This is a genomic window from Microvirga ossetica, assembly GCF_002741015.1.
In the GTDB taxonomy this organism is placed as follows: Bacteria; Pseudomonadota; Alphaproteobacteria; order Rhizobiales; family Beijerinckiaceae; genus Microvirga; species Microvirga ossetica.
In genome coordinates this window covers 1,472,188-1,487,851 of the sequence record NZ_CP016616.1, presented here as the reverse complement: position 1 = coordinate 1,487,851, position 15,664 = coordinate 1,472,188, and the positions used below count along the sequence as shown (strand labels likewise).

At 64.5% G+C, this 15,664-nt stretch carries 18 protein-coding genes; 11 read left to right on the top strand and 7 right to left on the bottom strand.

Annotated elements, in window-relative coordinates:
* Positions 1-4 precede the first annotated feature (4 nt).
* The 5 genes from BB934_RS07005 to BB934_RS06985 all read left to right on the top strand — a co-directional run bounded on the left by BB934_RS07005 (position 5) and on the right by BB934_RS06985 (position 6,211).
* Positions 5-1,438, top strand: coding sequence for an FAD-linked oxidase C-terminal domain-containing protein (locus BB934_RS07005; protein ID WP_099508994.1), 1,434 nt, complete (start codon positions 5-7; stop codon positions 1,436-1,438).
* Positions 1,435-2,619: a glycolate oxidase subunit GlcE gene (glcE, locus tag BB934_RS07000; protein ID WP_099508993.1), complete on the top strand. Its 1,185-nt coding sequence runs from the start codon at positions 1,435-1,437 to the stop codon at positions 2,617-2,619. The genes BB934_RS07005 and glcE overlap by 4 nt, the downstream gene beginning before the upstream one ends.
* Position 2,620: 1 nt before the next feature.
* The gene (locus BB934_RS06995) at positions 2,621-3,235 is read left to right on the top strand and encodes a DUF2585 domain-containing protein (protein ID WP_099508992.1); all 615 of its coding nucleotides are present in this window, start codon (positions 2,621-2,623) and stop codon (positions 3,233-3,235) included.
* 9 nt (positions 3,236-3,244) lie between these two features.
* The gene (gene glcF / locus BB934_RS06990) at positions 3,245-4,600 is read left to right on the top strand and encodes a glycolate oxidase subunit GlcF (RefSeq protein ID WP_099508991.1); all 1,356 of its coding nucleotides are present in this window, start codon (positions 3,245-3,247) and stop codon (positions 4,598-4,600) included.
* 99 nt (positions 4,601-4,699) lie between these two features.
* Complete coding sequence (locus BB934_RS06985; RefSeq protein ID WP_099508990.1) at positions 4,700-6,211, top strand: hypothetical protein; 1,512 nt, start codon at positions 4,700-4,702, stop codon at positions 6,209-6,211.
* 429 nt (positions 6,212-6,640) lie between these two features.
* Here BB934_RS06985 and BB934_RS06980 read toward each other — a convergent pair whose 3' ends face one another.
* Together BB934_RS06980 and BB934_RS46925 are read right to left on the bottom strand one after the other, a co-directional pair.
* A complete protein-coding gene (locus BB934_RS06980) occupies positions 6,641-7,051 on the bottom strand; it encodes a DoxX family protein (RefSeq protein WP_099508989.1) in 411 nt (136 codons plus the stop codon).
* A gap of 85 nt (positions 7,052-7,136) precedes the next feature.
* Entirely contained in the window at positions 7,137-7,742 is a 606-nt protein-coding gene (locus tag BB934_RS46925; RefSeq protein ID WP_157934069.1) for a tetratricopeptide repeat protein, read from the bottom strand.
* Positions 7,743-8,093: 351 nt separating this feature from the next.
* Here BB934_RS46925 and BB934_RS06970 point away from each other — a divergent pair, with 351 nt between their 5' ends.
* Genes BB934_RS06970 through BB934_RS06960 form a run of 3 tightly spaced genes read left to right on the top strand, consistent with a single transcriptional unit; the run spans position 8,094 to position 10,310 of the window.
* Positions 8,094-8,945, top strand: a complete 852-nt coding sequence (locus tag BB934_RS06970) for an SDR family NAD(P)-dependent oxidoreductase (protein ID WP_099512672.1) — start codon at positions 8,094-8,096, stop codon at positions 8,943-8,945.
* Between the two features lie 5 nt (positions 8,946-8,950).
* On the top strand, positions 8,951-9,547 hold the full coding sequence (locus BB934_RS06965; protein ID WP_210422137.1) for an NUDIX hydrolase: 597 nt from the start codon (positions 8,951-8,953) through the stop codon (positions 9,545-9,547).
* 55 nt (positions 9,548-9,602) lie between these two features.
* Positions 9,603-10,310, top strand: coding sequence for a DUF2076 domain-containing protein (locus tag BB934_RS06960; RefSeq protein ID WP_099508987.1), 708 nt, complete (start codon positions 9,603-9,605; stop codon positions 10,308-10,310).
* A gap of 53 nt (positions 10,311-10,363) precedes the next feature.
* Here the strand turns inward: BB934_RS06960 and BB934_RS06955 are convergent, their stop codons facing one another.
* Together BB934_RS06955 and BB934_RS06950 are read right to left on the bottom strand one after the other, a co-directional pair.
* Positions 10,364-10,693, bottom strand: a complete 330-nt coding sequence (locus tag BB934_RS06955) for a DMT family transporter (RefSeq protein WP_099508986.1) — start codon at positions 10,691-10,693, stop codon at positions 10,364-10,366.
* Positions 10,694-10,809: 116 nt separating this feature from the next.
* Entirely contained in the window at positions 10,810-11,565 is a 756-nt protein-coding gene (locus tag BB934_RS06950) for a L,D-transpeptidase (RefSeq protein WP_099508985.1), read from the bottom strand.
* Positions 11,566-11,772: 207 nt separating this feature from the next.
* Between BB934_RS06950 and BB934_RS06945 the strand changes: the two genes are divergently transcribed.
* Positions 11,773-12,618, top strand: a complete 846-nt coding sequence (locus tag BB934_RS06945; RefSeq protein WP_099508984.1) for a DMT family transporter — start codon at positions 11,773-11,775, stop codon at positions 12,616-12,618.
* On the opposite strand, the gene BB934_RS06940 is transcribed toward BB934_RS06945, so the two are convergent.
* Together BB934_RS06940 and BB934_RS06935 are read right to left on the bottom strand one after the other, a co-directional pair.
* Positions 12,615-13,103 (bottom strand): PaaI family thioesterase, encoded by a 489-nt coding sequence (locus BB934_RS06940; RefSeq protein ID WP_237050208.1) that lies wholly within the window; start codon positions 13,101-13,103, stop codon positions 12,615-12,617. The genes BB934_RS06945 and BB934_RS06940 overlap by 4 nt on opposite strands.
* A gap of 69 nt (positions 13,104-13,172) precedes the next feature.
* A complete protein-coding gene (locus tag BB934_RS06935; RefSeq protein ID WP_099508982.1) occupies positions 13,173-13,451 on the bottom strand; it encodes a LexA family protein in 279 nt (92 codons plus the stop codon).
* A 58-nt stretch (positions 13,452-13,509) separates the two neighbouring features.
* Here BB934_RS06935 and BB934_RS06930 point away from each other — a divergent pair, with 58 nt between their 5' ends.
* A complete protein-coding gene (locus BB934_RS06930; RefSeq protein ID WP_099508981.1) occupies positions 13,510-14,649 on the top strand; it encodes an IS630 family transposase in 1,140 nt (379 codons plus the stop codon).
* Between the two features lie 47 nt (positions 14,650-14,696).
* Here BB934_RS06930 and BB934_RS06925 read toward each other — a convergent pair whose 3' ends face one another.
* Complete coding sequence (locus BB934_RS06925) at positions 14,697-15,155, bottom strand: MarR family winged helix-turn-helix transcriptional regulator (RefSeq protein ID WP_099508980.1); 459 nt, start codon at positions 15,153-15,155, stop codon at positions 14,697-14,699.
* 195 nt (positions 15,156-15,350) lie between these two features.
* Here BB934_RS06925 and groES point away from each other — a divergent pair, with 195 nt between their 5' ends.
* Positions 15,351-15,641, top strand: coding sequence for a co-chaperone GroES (groES, locus tag BB934_RS06920; protein ID WP_036357429.1), 291 nt, complete (start codon positions 15,351-15,353; stop codon positions 15,639-15,641).
* The last annotated feature ends 23 nt before the right edge of the window (positions 15,642-15,664 follow it).

Sequence of the window (15,664 nt, the reverse complement as noted above, 5' to 3'; positions counted from 1 at the left end):
TGCCATGACCATCGCATTTCCAAAACCGGATGAAGCGGTTCTGGCGCGCCGTAAGGAGATCGTCGAGGGTTTGGGACGCCTTGTCGCGTCGGAGGCCCTGATCGTGTCCGAGGACGAACGCCGGGCCTTCGAGACGGACGGGCTGACCTCCTACCGTCAGATCCCGCTCGCGGTGGTGCTGCCTTCGACGACCGAGGAGGTCTCGGCCATCCTGCGCTTCTGCCACGAGAACGGGGTGAAGGTGGTGCCGCGGGGCGCGGGAACCTCGCTGTGCGGCGGCGCGATCCCTCAGGCAGACGCCATCGTTCTCGGCGTCGCCAAGATGAACCGGGTGCTGGACGTCGATTTCGAGAACCGCACGGCGCGCGTGCAATCGGGCATCACCAATCTCGGCATCAGCCAGGCGGTCGCGCATGAGGGCTACTTCTATGCGCCCGACCCGTCGAGCCAGCTCGCATGCACGATTGCCGGCAACATCGCCATGAACTCGGGCGGGGCGCATTGCCTGAAATACGGCGTGACCACCAACAATCTTCTCGGCGTCACCATGGTTCTCCTCGACGGCACGGTGGTGGAGATCGGCGGCGAGCATCTGGATGCTGCGGGCTACGACATCCTCGGCCTCGTCTGCGGCTCGGAAGGGCAGCTCGGCGTGGTGACGGAGGCGGTGGTGCGGATCCTACGCGCGGCGGAGGGGGCGCGGCCGGCGCTCTTCGGCTTCGAGAAGGTCGAGGATGCCGGCGCCTGCGTGGCGGCGATCATCGGGGCGGGCATCATTCCGGTGGCGCTCGAATACATGGACAAGCCCGCGATCCAGATCTGCGAGGCGTTTGCCCATGCGGGCTATCCGCTCGACGTGGAGGCGATGCTGATCGTGGAGGTCGAGGGCTCCGATGCGGAGATCGACGACATGCTCCGCCGCATCGTCGCGATCGCCGAGCCGTTCAGGCCGAAGACCATCAAGGTCTCGCAATCGGAGGCCGAGAGCGCGGCGATCTGGAAGGGCCGCAAATCGGCCTTCGGCGCCACGGGCCGCGTTGCCGATTACATCTGCATGGACGGCACGATTCCGACAGGACAGCTTCCTTATGTGCTCAACCGCATCGACGAGATCGTGAAATCCTACGGGCTCGGCGTCGCCAACGTGTTCCATGCGGGCGACGGCAATCTGCATCCGCTCGTGATGTTCAACACCAACGTGCCGGGCGAGATGGAGAAGGCCGAGAAGGCGGGCGAGGACATTCTCAAGCTCTGCGTCGAAGTCGGCGGCTGCCTCACCGGCGAGCATGGGGTCGGGATCGAGAAGCGGGACCTGATGACCTATCAGTTCAATGCCGCTGATCTCGAGCAGCAGATGCGCGTGCGCGGCGTGTTCGATCCGCACTGGCTGCTCAACCCGGCCAAGGTGTTCCCGCTCGAAGGAAGGTTTGCCGCGTGACGACCCATACCCCCCGCGACGAGCAGGATGCGTCCATCGTCATCCGCGACGCCGCCGAAGCGGGCACGCTTCTGAACCTGTCCGGCAACGGCACCAAGGCGGCGATGGGGCGGCCGAACCAGACCGACGCCTCGATCTCGTCCGCTTCCATGACCGGCATCACGCTCTACGAGCCGGCGGAGCTCGTCATCTCCGCTCGCGCCGGCACGCCGGTGCTGGAGGTCATGCGGGTCCTTGCCGCGAAGGGGCAGGAGCTGCCCTTCGAGCCGATGGATTACCGCTCGCTCCTCGGCAGCAAGGGCGATCCCACCATCGGGGCAGTGGCGGCGATGAACATCTCCGGCCCGCGCCGGATCATGGCGGGCGCCGCCCGCGACAGCCTCATCGGCGTGCGCTTCGTCAACGGGCGCGGCGAAGTGGTGAAGTCCGGCGGGCGCGTGATGAAGAATGTGACGGGCCTCGATCTCGTGAAGCTGATGGCCGGCTCCTGGGGCACGCTGGGCTTTCTCACCGAAGTCACCTTCAAGGTACTCCCCAAGCAGGAGCGCATGGCGACCCTCGTCATCCGCGGCCTCGACGACAGGCAGGCCGTCGAGGCTTTGTCGATGGCGCTCGGATCGCCCTTCGACGTGACCGGCGCGGCCCATGTCCCGGACCGCGACCGGCGCGGCGGCAGCACGCTGATCCGGCTCGAAGGATTCAGGGTCTCCGTCGATTACCGGATGAACGAGCTCAAGCGGCTGCTGAAACGCTTCCGCTTCATGGATCTGCTCGAGGGCGTCGGGGCCGAGGCGCTCTGGCAGTCGGTGCGCGATGCGACGATCCTGACCGATCAGGGCAATCGCGCGATCTGGCGCGTCTCCACCGCGCCGACGAAAGGGCCCGATTTCGTGGCTCACGTCGCGCAGGCGCTCGACGCGCAATGGTTCTACGACTGGGGCGGCGGGCTCATCTGGATCTCGACCCCGCTCGACGGCGATGCCGGCGCGACGGTCATCCGCGAAGCCACCACAACTTATGGCGGCCACGCGACCCTCGTGCGCGCGCCGGCCGAGATTCGCTCGACCCTCGACGTGTTCGAGCCGCAATCCGAGGCGCTGATGACCCTGTCGCGCGGCATCAAGGCCTCCCTCGATCCGGCCGGCATTCTCAATCCGGGGCGGATGTATGCGGGAATCTGAGATGGCGGGCACGACTTCTCCTGCGAAGGCGGACATCTCAGGCGGCGCGCGCACCGCCCTCGTCGTCGGCCTTGCCCTCGGCCTCATCGCGCTCACCGCCGCCATCCTTCTGGCGATGGGCCGCACGCCGATCTGCACCTGCGGCACGATCGAGCTGTGGCACGGGACCGTGAAGGATTCCGGCAATTCGCAGCACCTGATTGACTGGTACACGCCCTCCCACATCATTCACGGCTTCCTGTTCTATGCGGGAACCTGGGCCATTGGGCGGCTGATCGGAAGGCCATTGCCGCTCGGCGTCGCCTTTCTCATCGCGCTTGGGCTCGAGTGCGCCTGGGAGATCGCCGAGAACACGAACACCGTGATCGACCGTTACCGCGCGACCAACATCGCGCTCGATTATTACGGCGACAGCGTCATCAATTCCGTGTCCGATATCCTCGCCATGACCGTGGGCTTCTGGCTCGCCAGAATATGGCCCGTCTGGCTGACGGTGCTGGTCGCGGTGATCATGGAGCTGTTCGTGGGGTTCTGGATCCGCGATAATCTCACCCTGAACGTCATCATGCTGATCCATCCCGTCGACGCCATCAACCGCTGGCAAGGGGCGCTGTGAGTTAACATCATGCAGACCAATTTCACGCCCGATCAGCTCAGAGATCCCGCCATGGCCAGTTCGGAGGGGATTCTCCGCACCTGCGTCCATTGCGGCTTCTGCACTGCCACCTGCCCGACCTATCTCCTGCTCGGCGACGAACTCGATTCGCCGCGCGGGCGCATCTACCTGATGAAGGACATGCTGGAGAGCGGGAAGCCGGCCTCGCAGGAAGTGGTCAAGCACATCGACCGCTGCCTCTCGTGCCTGTCCTGCATGACCACCTGTCCCTCCGGCGTGCATTACATGCACCTCGTCGACCATGCCCGCGCCTATATCGAGGCGACCTATACGCGGCCGTGGCACGACCGGCTCCTGCGCTGGGTTCTCGCCTCCGTGCTGCCCTATCCCGGCCGCTTCCGCTTCGCGCTCGGCGCGGCGATGCTGGCGAAGCCCTTGAAGGGGGCTGTCGGCGCCTTGCCGCTGCTGGGCAACCGTCTGCAGGCGATGATCGATCTGGCGCCCGTGAAGGTTCCCGCCCGCTCGCCTTTCGATCAGCCCGGCACCTTCAAGGCCCATGGCGAGCGCCGGGGCCGGGTCGCCATTCTGTCCGGCTGCGCCCAGCCTGTGCTCAAGCCCGGCTTCAACGAGGCGGCCATCCGTCTCCTCAACCGCCACGGCGTCGATGTGGTCCAGCCGAAGGGGGAGGGGTGCTGCGGCGCCCTCGTCCATCACATGGGCCGCGACGAGGAGGCTCATGGCTTCGCCAAGCGCAACATCGACGCCTGGATCGCCGAGATGGACGGGGAGGGGCTGGACGCCATCGTCATCACCGCGTCGGGCTGCGGCACCACGATCAAGGATTACGGCTTCATGTTCCGGGAGGATCCGGACTATGCCGAGAAGGCCGCCCGCGTCTCGACTATTGCCAAGGACATCACCGAATACGTCACCTCCCTGAAGCTCATGGAGCCGGTGCGCGAGACCGATTTCGTGGTGGCTTATCACTCCGCCTGCTCCATGCAGCACGGGCAGGCGATCCGCACCGAGCCGAAGACGCTTCTGAAGCAGGCGGGCTTTACCGTGAAGGATGTGCCGGAAGGGCATATCTGCTGCGGCTCGGCTGGAACCTACAACCTGCTCCAGCCCGAGATCGCCGCCCAGCTCAGGGCTCGAAAGGTCGCCAATATCGAGCGCACCAGGCCCGACCTCATCGCCACCGGCAATATCGGCTGCATGACCCAGATCGGGAAAGGCACCGACATCCCGATCGTCCATACAGTCGAGCTTCTCGACTGGGCGACCGGCGGGCCGATGCCGGAAACCCTGGAGGCTGCGGGCTTCGGAAAGCGGGTCCTCTCGTCGTTAACCATCGCAGCAGAGTGAGGCTGCTACACTCTTACGCAACGAAATTTTATTTCCAAAACCAATGCGTCTGCGCTAAAAGTTAGGAAAGGGTAAATTTCAGGGCGTAAGGGCCGGCACATGTCTTCGGGTTGGACGTCTTTCAGGAACCGCTTCGGCAAGAAGCAGGACGAGGCTGCTTCCGAGGGCCTCCCTCGTGTCAGCGAGGGCCCAGAGGCTTCGGTCATGCCGGCGGCCTCTCCTCCGGAGAAAGGCGAGACGATCATCGTACGCCCCAACGGTGCCCTCGATTCCGTCGGCCAGAAGAACGAGCTGATCCGCGTCCGCTTCGCCAACATGATCGACCGGCTCGAGGAGATCCGCAGCCTCAAGGAGGATTTCGCCCTCCTGAGCGAGCCGGTGAGCGACCTGATCCGCAGCTATCCCCAGCTCCATTCGCGCCTTCTCGAAACGGAAGCGGTGCTCCGGCAGGAAACCGAGATGACCCAGGCCCTGCGCCGGGAACTCGGCGACCTCGGCGGCCAGCATGCCCGTACGTCGGACGATCTCAACGCCGCCGTGTCGCAGCTGCGCAAGGCGGAATCCCGGGTCCGGGAACAGGAATCCTATATCGAGGACCTGCGCCTCAACGTGAAGGACAAGGAAGCGATCGTCGGCGACCTGGAGAACCAGCTCGCCATCGAGACCGAGCGCGCCCGCAACATCACGGAAGAGAATCAGGCGCTGCGCCTCGAAGCGCAGGAGGCCGACCAGACCGTCGCCCGCGCCGAGCGGGAACTCATCGAGACCCGCGAGAGGAACGGCCTCCTCGACCACGAGGTCAAGAGGCTGCAAAAGGTGGCGGAAGAGCAGAATTACCGCCTCTCCAGCCTGACCAATCGCTATGGCGAGGTCGAGACCCAGCTCGAGGCCACGCGCCAGCGCGCCTCCGAACTCGAGACCAAGCTCATGGCCGAGCAGGTGCTGCGCCAGCGCCTCGAGACGCAGATCGACTCCGAGCGCTCGGCGCACCAGACCGATCTCTCCTCGCTCGACATGAAGATCGAGGGCCTGAGCTCGCGTCTGTCGGCGACCGACAAGATCCTCGCCCATACCCGCGACCAGCTGCGCGACAAGAACGAGGCCCTGCGCGGCGTCGAGCGCAATCTGAAAGAGACGACCATCGAGAAGAACACTCTCGACCGTCGCCTCGAGGCGACCCAGCAGGAGGTCGAACGGCAGGTCGCCATGGTCAACGAGCTCCAGCGCTCGCGCATCGAGCTGCAGGAGCGCGTCGAGATGCTCAACAAGGCCATCGCGGCCAAGGACTTCCAGATCGAAAGCTCCGACAACAAGGTGGCGAGCCTCTCCGAGCGCATCGACCAGTTCACCAAACGCTTCGACCAGGAGCGCAGTACCCTGGAATCCGCCAACCGCCGCCTCACCGAGGAACTGCAGAACGAGAAGGCGGAGCGCTCCCTCATCCAGGGCGCCCTCGAGATCGCCCGCGAAAGCCGCACCAAGATCCAGAAGAAATACGTCGCCCTGCGCAAGAGGACTCGCCTCGACACGCAGGAGGACGATCCGATGCTCTTTGACGAGGAGGAGATCGAGACGAATGTCCGGCCGCTCAAATCGCCGGACGCAGAGTAAGGCGCTTACCTCCAAAGCCCCGCAGTCTCGCGGGGCTTTTTCTTTTGCGGATGGGTGCGCGTAAAGGCTGGCTCATAGAGTGATCAAGGCGCGGCCGAAGCCCTCCTCTCCTACAAGCCTCGGGTCGCCTGAGATGGGAACACCCATCTTGCGGTGGGGAGGAGTTGGAGGTGGGGGTCGAAAGGTTGGAGCGCTGCGCCTCATCAAGACAGCCCGAGGCAAAGACAGCGCATTCCCTCTCCCGAGTGGGAGAGGTGAGGGTGTGGCATTCGACCAGCCGGGCGACGTCACCTCCGCTGCAGCGCGTCATGTTCAACGCTTTATCCGGTACCGGCCTTCCCTCACCCCAACCCTCTCCCACACGGGAGAGGGAGAAGTGCCATGCCGGAATAATCGCTCATCCAGCCACACCCACCTCAATCCATCGCCTCATATGCGATGTGCGGGAGCCGCGCGCCGCAGCTGCATCGCATCCAGCGACCAGCCTCCTGCACCGAATGCCGCGAGAAGCAGGAAGCCGCCTGCAATGGCGAGATCCTTGTTGAAGTGAATGAACTCGCCGATATCCGCGATGTTGCGATGGAAGAGGATAGCGGTCAGAACGCAGAAGCCAGCCAGCGCCAGGGCAGCCAGACGCGTTTGGAAGCCGAAAGCGATCAGCAATCCGCCCCCCAACTCCGTCACGATGACGAGCGGCAGAAGCAGTCCCGGCACGCCATGGTTTTCCATGTATTGCAGCGTGCCCTCGTAAGACCCGATCTTGCCCCAGCCTTCGACGATGAAGATGAAGGCCAGCATGAGCCTTGCCGCAAACGCGAGCGGCGCCTGAAGCTTGATCATTGCCATCGTCCTCTACTGGAGCCGATTCCACGCAAGTGGAATCGGCGCGCGAGCGTCGTGCAGGAAGAGCACTCGGCCCGCTACTTCATCGCGGGGCCGCTTCAATCACTTCGGCGAGGTCGCGATATTCCTCGCATTCCGTTCCACACAGGGTCTGGATGACCTGAAGCTGCTCGCGTGCGAGATCGAGCTTGCCCTGAACGACATAGGCTTCACCGAGATATTCCCGCACCTGGGCATATTGCGGGTCCAGGGCGACGGACTTGAGATAATAGCCGATGCCCTCTTCGGTTCGTCCGAGCTTCCGCGTGATGTATCCGCGGTAGTTGAGGGCCTTCGGCGTGTCCGGATTCCGAACCATGTCGAGCACCTCGAGCGCCTCGTCGAAACGCTCGGCCTGCGCAAGGGTGTAGGCGTAATCCGTCACCGCCTCGTCCGTCAGAACCTCGCTGCGGACCTGCACGCATCGACGGGATCTCTGGCTGTAGATCTGACCTCTCGGGCAAGTGCTTGCCGCGTTGGCATTGCCTCCACCGCCGTCACTTCCACCACCAGCGCCGCCACCGCCACCCGAGCTTCCGCTCTCACCTGCCCCCATGGCAGGTGTGAGAAGACATGCGGTGCCGATCGAGAAAACGAAAGCGCCTGCCAACAAACCGAGACGGTGTCTTGCTTCGGTGCGATGTTTCATCGTGTCCTCCTGGAGGGGATGGTCCAATACCAAGAACATCGAAACCTCGGGCTTTATTCCACCCGATGGCCATTAATTGCTTTTTCCCTACGAGACCGCCTGCACCATAACCTTCGACGCATCGTAGATCGGTCGGGACTTCTCGCCCGATCCTGCCATTGGGATCGTGACCTGGGCTTTTGCTCATTTCAGGGCATTTGTGAGAAGCTACCCCCGACTTTGCCGAAATCGTGAGAATTCCCAATGGCCAAGCTGACCGTCACGGCACTTGGCGAAGGCATGGCAGCGCGCCACTTTGGCCTCATCGTCGAATCGCAGACATCTCCACAGCAGGAACGAAGGATCCAAGCGATGGCCCAGCATCCCGCAATCGCCCCGAACCGCGCTGCCGTCATCACCGGAGCCGCAAGCGGCATCGGGCTCGCTGCCGCCAAACGTTTCGCGGAGCTCGGCATGAAGGTCTGCCTTGCGGATTTTCCCGGCGACGCGCTCGAGCGGGCGGCGACGGAGGTGGGGCGCGTTGTCGGCAAGGCGGACGATGTGCTGGCCGTCGCGACCGATGTCGGCCGGACGGAGGATGTCGAGACCCTCAAGGAGAAGGTCTACGCCGCCTTCGGCGAGGTGGCCGTGCTGATGAACAATGCCGGCACCGAGGGCGGCGGGCAGATGTTCGGCGATCCGGCGCGCTGGCGCGCGATCCTCGAGACCAATCTCTGGGGCGTGATCAACGGCGTGAACGCTTTCGCGCCCGCCATGATCGACCAGAACACCCCTTGCGCCATCGTCAATACGGGCTCGAAGCAGGGCATCACCACCCCTCCCGGCAACACCGCCTACAACATCTCCAAGGCCGGCGTGAAGGTGTTCACGGAAGCCCTGGCCCATGATCTGCGCAACCGGCCCGATTGCCGGGCAAGCGCGCATCTGTTCATTCCCGGCTTCGTCTATACGGGTTTTGCCAAGGCGAGAGGCGTCACCGAGAGGCCGGCCGGTGCGTGGGAGCCGGAGCAGACGGTCGATTTCCTGCTGCAATCGCTGGGGCAGAACCATTTCTACATCCTGTGCCCGGACAACGAGACCACGCGCGAGATGGACGAGAAACGCATCCGCTGGGCGGCGGAGGACATCGTCGAAAACCGTCCGGCCCTGTCGCGCTGGCATCCCGATTACAAGGATGCCTTCGCCAAGGTGATGGAAGGCTGACGGCCTTGGACGTCTCGTCTTCCGGCTTCGACCCGGCCGCCTTCCGCCGCCATGTCGCAACGATCCTCGAGGGGCATGCGAAAACCTTCGGCGTGCCGGCAGGGCGGCACGCGCTTCTGCGCCGTCAGATCGCGGGCGGGGACGACATCCATTCCCGCCGCACCTTTCCCGGCCATGTGACGACGTCCGCGTTCATCCTCGACCGCGAAGGGCAGCGGATCCTGCTCATCCATCACCGCTCCCTCGGACGCTGGCTGCAGCCGGGCGGCCATTACGAGGCGCCTGAGGATCTGGCGGGCTCGGCCCTGCGCGAGGCGGTGGAGGAAACGGGGATGCAGGGGCTGGCGATCGACCCATGGCATGGCACGACCGGCCTGCCCATCGACATCGACAGCCACCGCATTCCGGCGCGGCCGGATCGGGACGAGCCCGAGCATTGGCATCACGATATCCGCTATGTGGTCAGGGCGGATGGGGACGATGTCCTCCGGCCGGACCTGCGGGAGGTGCATGGCGCCGAATGGCGCGCGCGTTTCGACCTTGAGAGCATCGCACCGCAGGCGCTCGCGAATATGCGTCAGGCGGGTCTTGTGCGCCCCTAACAAAAGCACGGCCCGTGCTTACATCTTCCTCCAATGAATCTTGAAGGAGGCAGGCATGAACGAGCAGGAACGCCAGGTCATCGACGATATCTTCCGACGCCTCGAGCAGGTGGCGAACCAGCCGCGCGATCCGGAGGCCGAGCGCTTCATCGCCGAGAAGCTGCGCCAGCAGCCCTATGCGCCCTATGCCATGGCGCAGGCGGTCTTCGTTCAGGAACAGGCGCTCACCAATCTCCAGGCCGAGAACGAGCAGCTGCGCGCCGAACTCGAACAGGCGAGCCGCCAGCCGCCATCCGGCGGCTTCCTCTCCAGCATCTTCGGCGGCGGCGCCTCCCGTCCGCCTGGCCCCGCCTATAACGCGCCGCCCGCCCGGCAGGCCTCGCCGTGGGGCCAGCCGCACCCGTCGCAAGCCCCATATCCTCCGCAGGACGGCAGGATGGGTGGCGCGCCCGGCGGCCCCTGGGGCGGCGGCATGATGCAGCGCGGCGGCGGGGGCGGGTTCCTCGGCACCGCGCTCTCGACGGCGGCCGGCGTTGCGGGCGGCGTGATGCTCGCCAACGCCCTGAGCCACGCTTTCGATGGAAAAGACGATCCGGCAGGCGACAAAACGGCCCTGGCCGATACCGGCGGTGCAGATCAGGCGGCCGATGCCGACAACGCCGGCATCACGGATTCCCTCTATGGGAACCAGGATCAGCAGGAAGACAATCAAGATTTTGACGACTTTGCTGGGGATGGCGGAGACGAGGGCGACTGGGCCTGACGATCCTTCGTCCGCTCACGGAAACGCCCGCCGTTCGGCGGGCGTTCTTGCGTTCAATGGCCGGCGGTCTTCGAGAACAGGTTGATCACCAGCACACCGGCCAGGATGAGCGCCAGGCCGATCAGGGCAGGCAGGTCCAGCGGCTGGCGGTAGAGCACGAAGCCGGCGGCCGCGATCAGCACGATGCCGACGCCCGACCAGATCGCATAGGCGATGCCGATAGGAATGCTGCGCATGGTCAGCGAGAGGCAGAAGAAGGCGAGCCCATAGCCGACGATCACGATCACCGACGGCCAGAAGCGGGAAAAGCCCTCGGCCGCCTTGAGCGCCGAGGTGGCGACGACCTCGCAGAGGATGGCGGTGAAGAGATAAACGTAATTCATGGCTGCACTCACCTGAGAGGCTGCTGCCTTACACCGGACCGAATGCGATTCTCAAAAGCCGATGGCCGGGACGAGCCCGGCCATCGCAGACGCTGATGACTTTTCGTGTGCTTCGATCAGATCACGAGCACGGTCGTTCCGACCCGCACGCGGCTGTAGAGATCGGTCACGTCATCGTTGAGCATGCGGATGCAGCCGGAGGAGACGGCCTGTCCGATGGTGTGCGGCTCGTTGGTGCCGTGGATGCGGTAGAGCGAGGAGCCGAGATAGAGAGCGCGGGCGCCGAGCGGATTGTCCGGGCCGCCTTCCATGAACCGGGGAAGGTCAGGACGGCGGCGGATCATCTCGGCCGGCGGACGCCAGGACGGCCATTCGCGCTTCATGGATACGGTCTGGCGGCCGCTCCATTCGAAGCCTTCGCGGCCGACGCCGATGCCGTAGCGGATCGCGCGGCCGCCGTCCTGCACGAGATAGAGGAACTTGTTGCTGGTATCGACGACGATCGTGCCGGGCCGTTCAGTGCCGCGATAGGCCACGATCTGGCGCTGGAACTCCGGCGAGATCGCATAATCGATGCTGTGGTCGTAGCCCGTGCCGTAATCCTGCGGCAACGTCGCAACGCTGCCCGTGGTGCTCACGTCGTAGGGATAGCCGGCGACGCGCTGGCCCCGATATGCCGGCGCGGCCGGGCGGGTCACGAGCGGATAGCTCTCCCTATAGCCGTCTTCGGTCCGGGCATAGGGATAGTCGTAGCCCGGAGAAATATAGGTATTGCCGTAGAAGCCGCCGTTCCTGGCGACCGGCTGTGCGGACGCAGCGGCAGGCAGGAGAATGGCCAGAAGCAGTGCGGAGCAAGAGGTCCAAGCGCGCATCGAAGTGTCCTGTCTAGGTGTTTTGCAGAATAAACGACAAGCGCGGCTTTTGTTTCCGCCAAGCTCTGGAATTTATGCTTGAACGCGAAGGAGCGCTTTCCTGTCGATCCTTCGAAAAGAGGGATGAAGCCTTGAAGAAAGTGCGGTAAGAGCCGTGACCTCGACGGCGCCCATCCCGGGACGCCGCCCTCATATCGTCGTGACATCATGAAATTCGGTCCCGCCCTGCGGGCGGCCGCGGGCATCGCGGTTCTGTCCATCATGGATGCGTTCATCAAGGGGATGTCCGCCTATTACCCGACCCTCCAGGTCGCGCTCCTGCGCTTCGCCTGCGGTTCTCTTGTCGTCACCTGCGTCGTTGCGGTGCTGAGGCCGGGATGGCCGAGCCGCGAGACAGTGGCCGCCAACTCGCTCCGCTCCGTGATCGCGGTCGTGACGGCGGTAAGCTTCTTCTATGCCCTGGGCCAGCTTCCTTTGGCCGAGACTCTCGTCCTCTCCTTCCTGTCGCCAATGTTCATCGCCCTGTTCGGGATGCTGCTGTTGCGCGAGAGGGTCGATGCCCGGATCGTCGGCGCTATCGCCATCGGGTTCGCCGGAACTCTGGTCGTGGTGCTCGGCCAGACGGAGAATGCCGGCGCGGCCCGCTCATGGATGGGCGTCGGCGCGGCTTTGCTCTCCGCGATCACCTATGCGTTGAGCCTCGTCCTGCTGCGTCAGCGCGCCCAGCGCGACAAGTTCCTGCACATCGTCATCTTCCAGAATTTCGGGCCTTTCATCCTGGTCGCGCCCTTCGGATTCTGGGTCTGGCAGCCTCTGGACTACGCCCATCTGACCTGGTTCCTGCTCATGGGTGTCCTCGGGGTGATCGGCCATATGCTCATGGCGACCGCCTATGCCAAGTCCGAGGCGGCGCGGCTCGCCCCGCTCGAATACACCGCCCTGATCTGGGCGGTCCTGATCGGCTATGGGGTGTTCAGCGAGATCCCGACCTGGGCGACGCTCGGCGGCGGCATCCTCATCGTCGCCGCTGCCATGCTGACGTCCAGGCGTTAAGCCGCTTTGCGGGCGGCCGCGTCGAAGATCATGCAGGTCTCGGTGCCATGGGCCAGAAGCCTGCCCTTGGCGTCGAAGAGCTTGCCCTCCGACGTGGCCAGCGTCCCGCCGCGATGGATGAGGGTGCCTTCGCAGGTCACCTTGCCCATGTTGGGCAGGATCGGCCGGACGAAGTTGAGCTTCATCTCCACCGTCGTATAGCCCTGGCCGGCAAGGAGGGTGGTGTGGACCGCGCAGGCCATGGCGCTGTCGAGGATGGCGGAGGTCCAGCCGCCATGGATGGTGCCGAGCGGGTTGAAGAAAGCCTCCGTCGGCTCGCCTTCGAAGATCACCCGGCCTTCCTCCACATGGGTCATGTAGACATGGGTCGCACGCGAGAAGGGTGGGGCCGGATGGCGGCCCTCGAGCATGCTGCTCAGGAAGGCCAGCCCCGGCTCGGCCGTCAGAACGTCCCGCGATACGATTCCGTGCACCCGCTCGAGCATTGCGATCTCCATCTGTGCATATACACAGTATGCCGGGTTGAGACGTAGTGCAATGGTTCTTACCCCCTCCTAGATCCTCGGCCCAGAGGATTTGACGGGTTGGGGATGGCGGAGGAGGGGCAGGCATTCGGGGGCGACCAACACCTCGATACTTCGCGCCACTCCGGGCTGACGGCGGATCAAGCCGGCGCGTTCCAAGGTCAGGATCATCTGGTGCACGGAAGGCGGAGTGACCTGGAAATGGCTCTGCATGTCGGTTTCGGCCGGGGGACGGCCATGGACGCGGGTGTAGGCATCAATGAAGGCCAGGTACTGGCCCTGCCTGTCAGTGAAGCTTTTCTCAGACATTCGCCACACGCTCGATTCATCGGCTGATTCAGCTGGGTCTCTCATGCGGGAGGCCGAGATGAACATATGCTACCGGGTTGAGCTGAGCGAGGCCGAGCGTGCCAACCTCCAGGCGATGCTCAGCGGCGGCAAGCAGGCCGCTCGCACGCTCAAGCGCGCGCAGATCCTGCTGGCGGCCGATGCTGGCGTGCCAGACGAGACGATTGCCCAAAGTATCGCGGTCGGCGGCGCGACCGTGTATCGGACCAAGCGCCGCTTCGTGGAGGGCAACCTGGAGCGGGCCCTCAGCGAGGAGCCCCGTCCCGGCGCCGCCCGCAAGCTCTCAGGCCCGGAGGAGGCGCTGCTGGTGGCAACCGCCTGCGCAAAGCCGCCCGCGGGCCGGGCCCGCTGGACGCTGGAACTCTTGGCCGGCGAGATCGTGCGGCTCACCCAACATGAGAGCCTGTCGCGGGAGACGCTGCGCCGGCGACTCTGCGAGAACGCGCTCAAGCCCTGGCGGCAGAAGATGTGGTGCGTTCCGAAGATTGATGGCGAATACGTCGCCCGCATGGAGGACGTGCTTGATCTCTACGCCGAGCCGTCCGATCCGCAGCACCCGGTGGTTTGCTTTGATGAGAGCCCAGTCCAGCTCATCGGCGAGACGCGTCAGCCGCTCCCGGCCACGCCCAGGCAGATCGAGCGGGTCGATTATGAGTATCGCCGCTGTGGTACGGTGAACCTGTTCGTAGTCCTTGACGCGCATCGGCCCTGGCGCCGGGTCAAGGTCAGCGAGCAACGCACGGCATGCGACTTCGCCCGGTGCATGCGCGAACTTGTAGATGTCGACTTTCCGCAGGCCGAGCGGATCCGGGTCGTGATGGACAACCTGTCGACGCACACGCCCGGTTCGCTCTACCAGGCTTTCCCGCCTGACGAGGCGCATCGCCTCCTGCAGCATCTGGAGTTCCACTACACCCCCAAGCATGCGAGTTGGTTGAACATGGTCGAGATCGAGATTGGGGTGCTCAAGGGCCAGTGCCTGGATCGGCGTATTGACACGCGCGAGGAGCTCGAGCGGGAAATCGCTGCCTGGGAGCGCGAGCGTAACGCCGCCGGCGCACGCATCACCTGGATGTTCACGACCGAAAAGGCCCGGGCCAAAATGGGCCGCGCCTATCCCAAACCCGGCCCTCTCGAGCCACTCGCCAAAAGGTCATGATCACTGTGCCGAGGATCTAGTCGGGAGATGGAGAAGCGTTCCCTGGTTTAGGCTTTCACGGATGAAGGATAAGTCGCCTTCCGCAGGGCGCGCATCGCCCGACGCGCCTCCTCGGCATCCGTGCCGTTGAGCCTCGCCTCGAGCCGGTCCTGCGCCTGCTGCCAGAGCGGAATGGCGGCTTCCAGAATGGCTTGCCCGGATGGGGTCAGCCTGTGCCGCTGACTGCGACCATTGCCCGCAATAGGCTCGATCCAGCCGTTCTGGGCGAGGATTTTCAGGTTCCGAACGAGGGTCGTCCGCTCCAGGCCGAGCCTCTCCGCGAGGACTGTCTCGGAGGCTGTCGCCCCCATCGTCGCTCCATGGCCGATAGCCCCGAGAATGCCGAATTGCGGCAGTTTCAACCCGAGCGGGCGTAAGGCCGCCTCGTAGGTCCGGCTCAGAAGCCTGGCCGTCATGCGGGCATGGAGGGCAAAGCAGGTTCTGCCGATGGCTTCCAGGTCGGTCATGAAACGATCATGACCCGCCTTTAGGAGGCGTCAAGGCTGTCCGATCGCGCCGATGATGAGTCGGATGTCTTGACTCCCCGCGCGCCTATGACTATCTCGCGGCGAGCGTTAGCACTCGTCAACGGACAGTGCTAACAGCCGTCAAGACCTGGATACGGCCAGAGGGGCCGTACCAACAGTCAAAGGGGAAGTTCCATGAAGTTCCGTCCGCTGCACGACCGCGTCGTCGTCCGCCGCATCGAAGCCGAAGAGAAGACGGCCGGCGGCATCATCATCCCGGACACCGCCAAGGAGAAGCCGCAAGAGGGCGAGATCGTCGCCGTCGGCCCCGGCGCCCGTGACGAGAGCGGCAAGGTCGTCGCCCTCGACGTGAAGGCCGGCGACCGCGTGCTCTTCGGCAAGTGGTCCGGCACCGAGGTGCGTATCGATGGCCAGGATCTCCTGATCATGAAGGAATCCGACATCATGGGCGTCGTCGCGAAGTAAGTTCGCCAAAAAGCCCTTTCCTG

Coding starts and splice junctions, on each gene's coding strand:
- BB934_RS07005 (WP_099508994.1), top strand. CDS start 5: ATGACCATCGCATTTCCAAAACCGGATGAAGCGGTTCTGGCGCGCCGT.
- BB934_RS06995 (WP_099508992.1), top strand. CDS start 2,621: ATGGCGGGCACGACTTCTCCTGCGAAGGCGGACATCTCAGGCGGCGCG.
- glcF (WP_099508991.1), top strand. CDS start 3,245: ATGCAGACCAATTTCACGCCCGATCAGCTCAGAGATCCCGCCATGGCC.
- BB934_RS06985 (WP_099508990.1), top strand. CDS start 4,700: ATGTCTTCGGGTTGGACGTCTTTCAGGAACCGCTTCGGCAAGAAGCAG.
- BB934_RS06980 (WP_099508989.1), bottom strand. CDS start 7,051: ATGATCAAGCTTCAGGCGCCGCTCGCGTTTGCGGCAAGGCTCATGCTG.
- BB934_RS46925 (WP_157934069.1), bottom strand. CDS start 7,742: ATGAAACATCGCACCGAAGCAAGACACCGTCTCGGTTTGTTGGCAGGC.
- BB934_RS06970 (WP_099512672.1), top strand. CDS start 8,094: ATGGCCCAGCATCCCGCAATCGCCCCGAACCGCGCTGCCGTCATCACC.
- BB934_RS06960 (WP_099508987.1), top strand. CDS start 9,603: ATGAACGAGCAGGAACGCCAGGTCATCGACGATATCTTCCGACGCCTC.
- BB934_RS06955 (WP_099508986.1), bottom strand. CDS start 10,693: ATGAATTACGTTTATCTCTTCACCGCCATCCTCTGCGAGGTCGTCGCC.
- BB934_RS06950 (WP_099508985.1), bottom strand. CDS start 11,565: ATGCGCGCTTGGACCTCTTGCTCCGCACTGCTTCTGGCCATTCTCCTG.
- BB934_RS06945 (WP_099508984.1), top strand. CDS start 11,773: ATGAAATTCGGTCCCGCCCTGCGGGCGGCCGCGGGCATCGCGGTTCTG.
- BB934_RS06940 (WP_237050208.1), bottom strand. CDS start 13,103: ATGCTCGAGCGGGTGCACGGAATCGTATCGCGGGACGTTCTGACGGCC.
- BB934_RS06935 (WP_099508982.1), bottom strand. CDS start 13,451: ATGTCTGAGAAAAGCTTCACTGACAGGCAGGGCCAGTACCTGGCCTTC.
- BB934_RS06930 (WP_099508981.1), top strand. CDS start 13,510: ATGAACATATGCTACCGGGTTGAGCTGAGCGAGGCCGAGCGTGCCAAC.
- BB934_RS06925 (WP_099508980.1), bottom strand. CDS start 15,155: ATGACCGACCTGGAAGCCATCGGCAGAACCTGCTTTGCCCTCCATGCC.
- groES (WP_036357429.1), top strand. CDS start 15,351: ATGAAGTTCCGTCCGCTGCACGACCGCGTCGTCGTCCGCCGCATCGAA.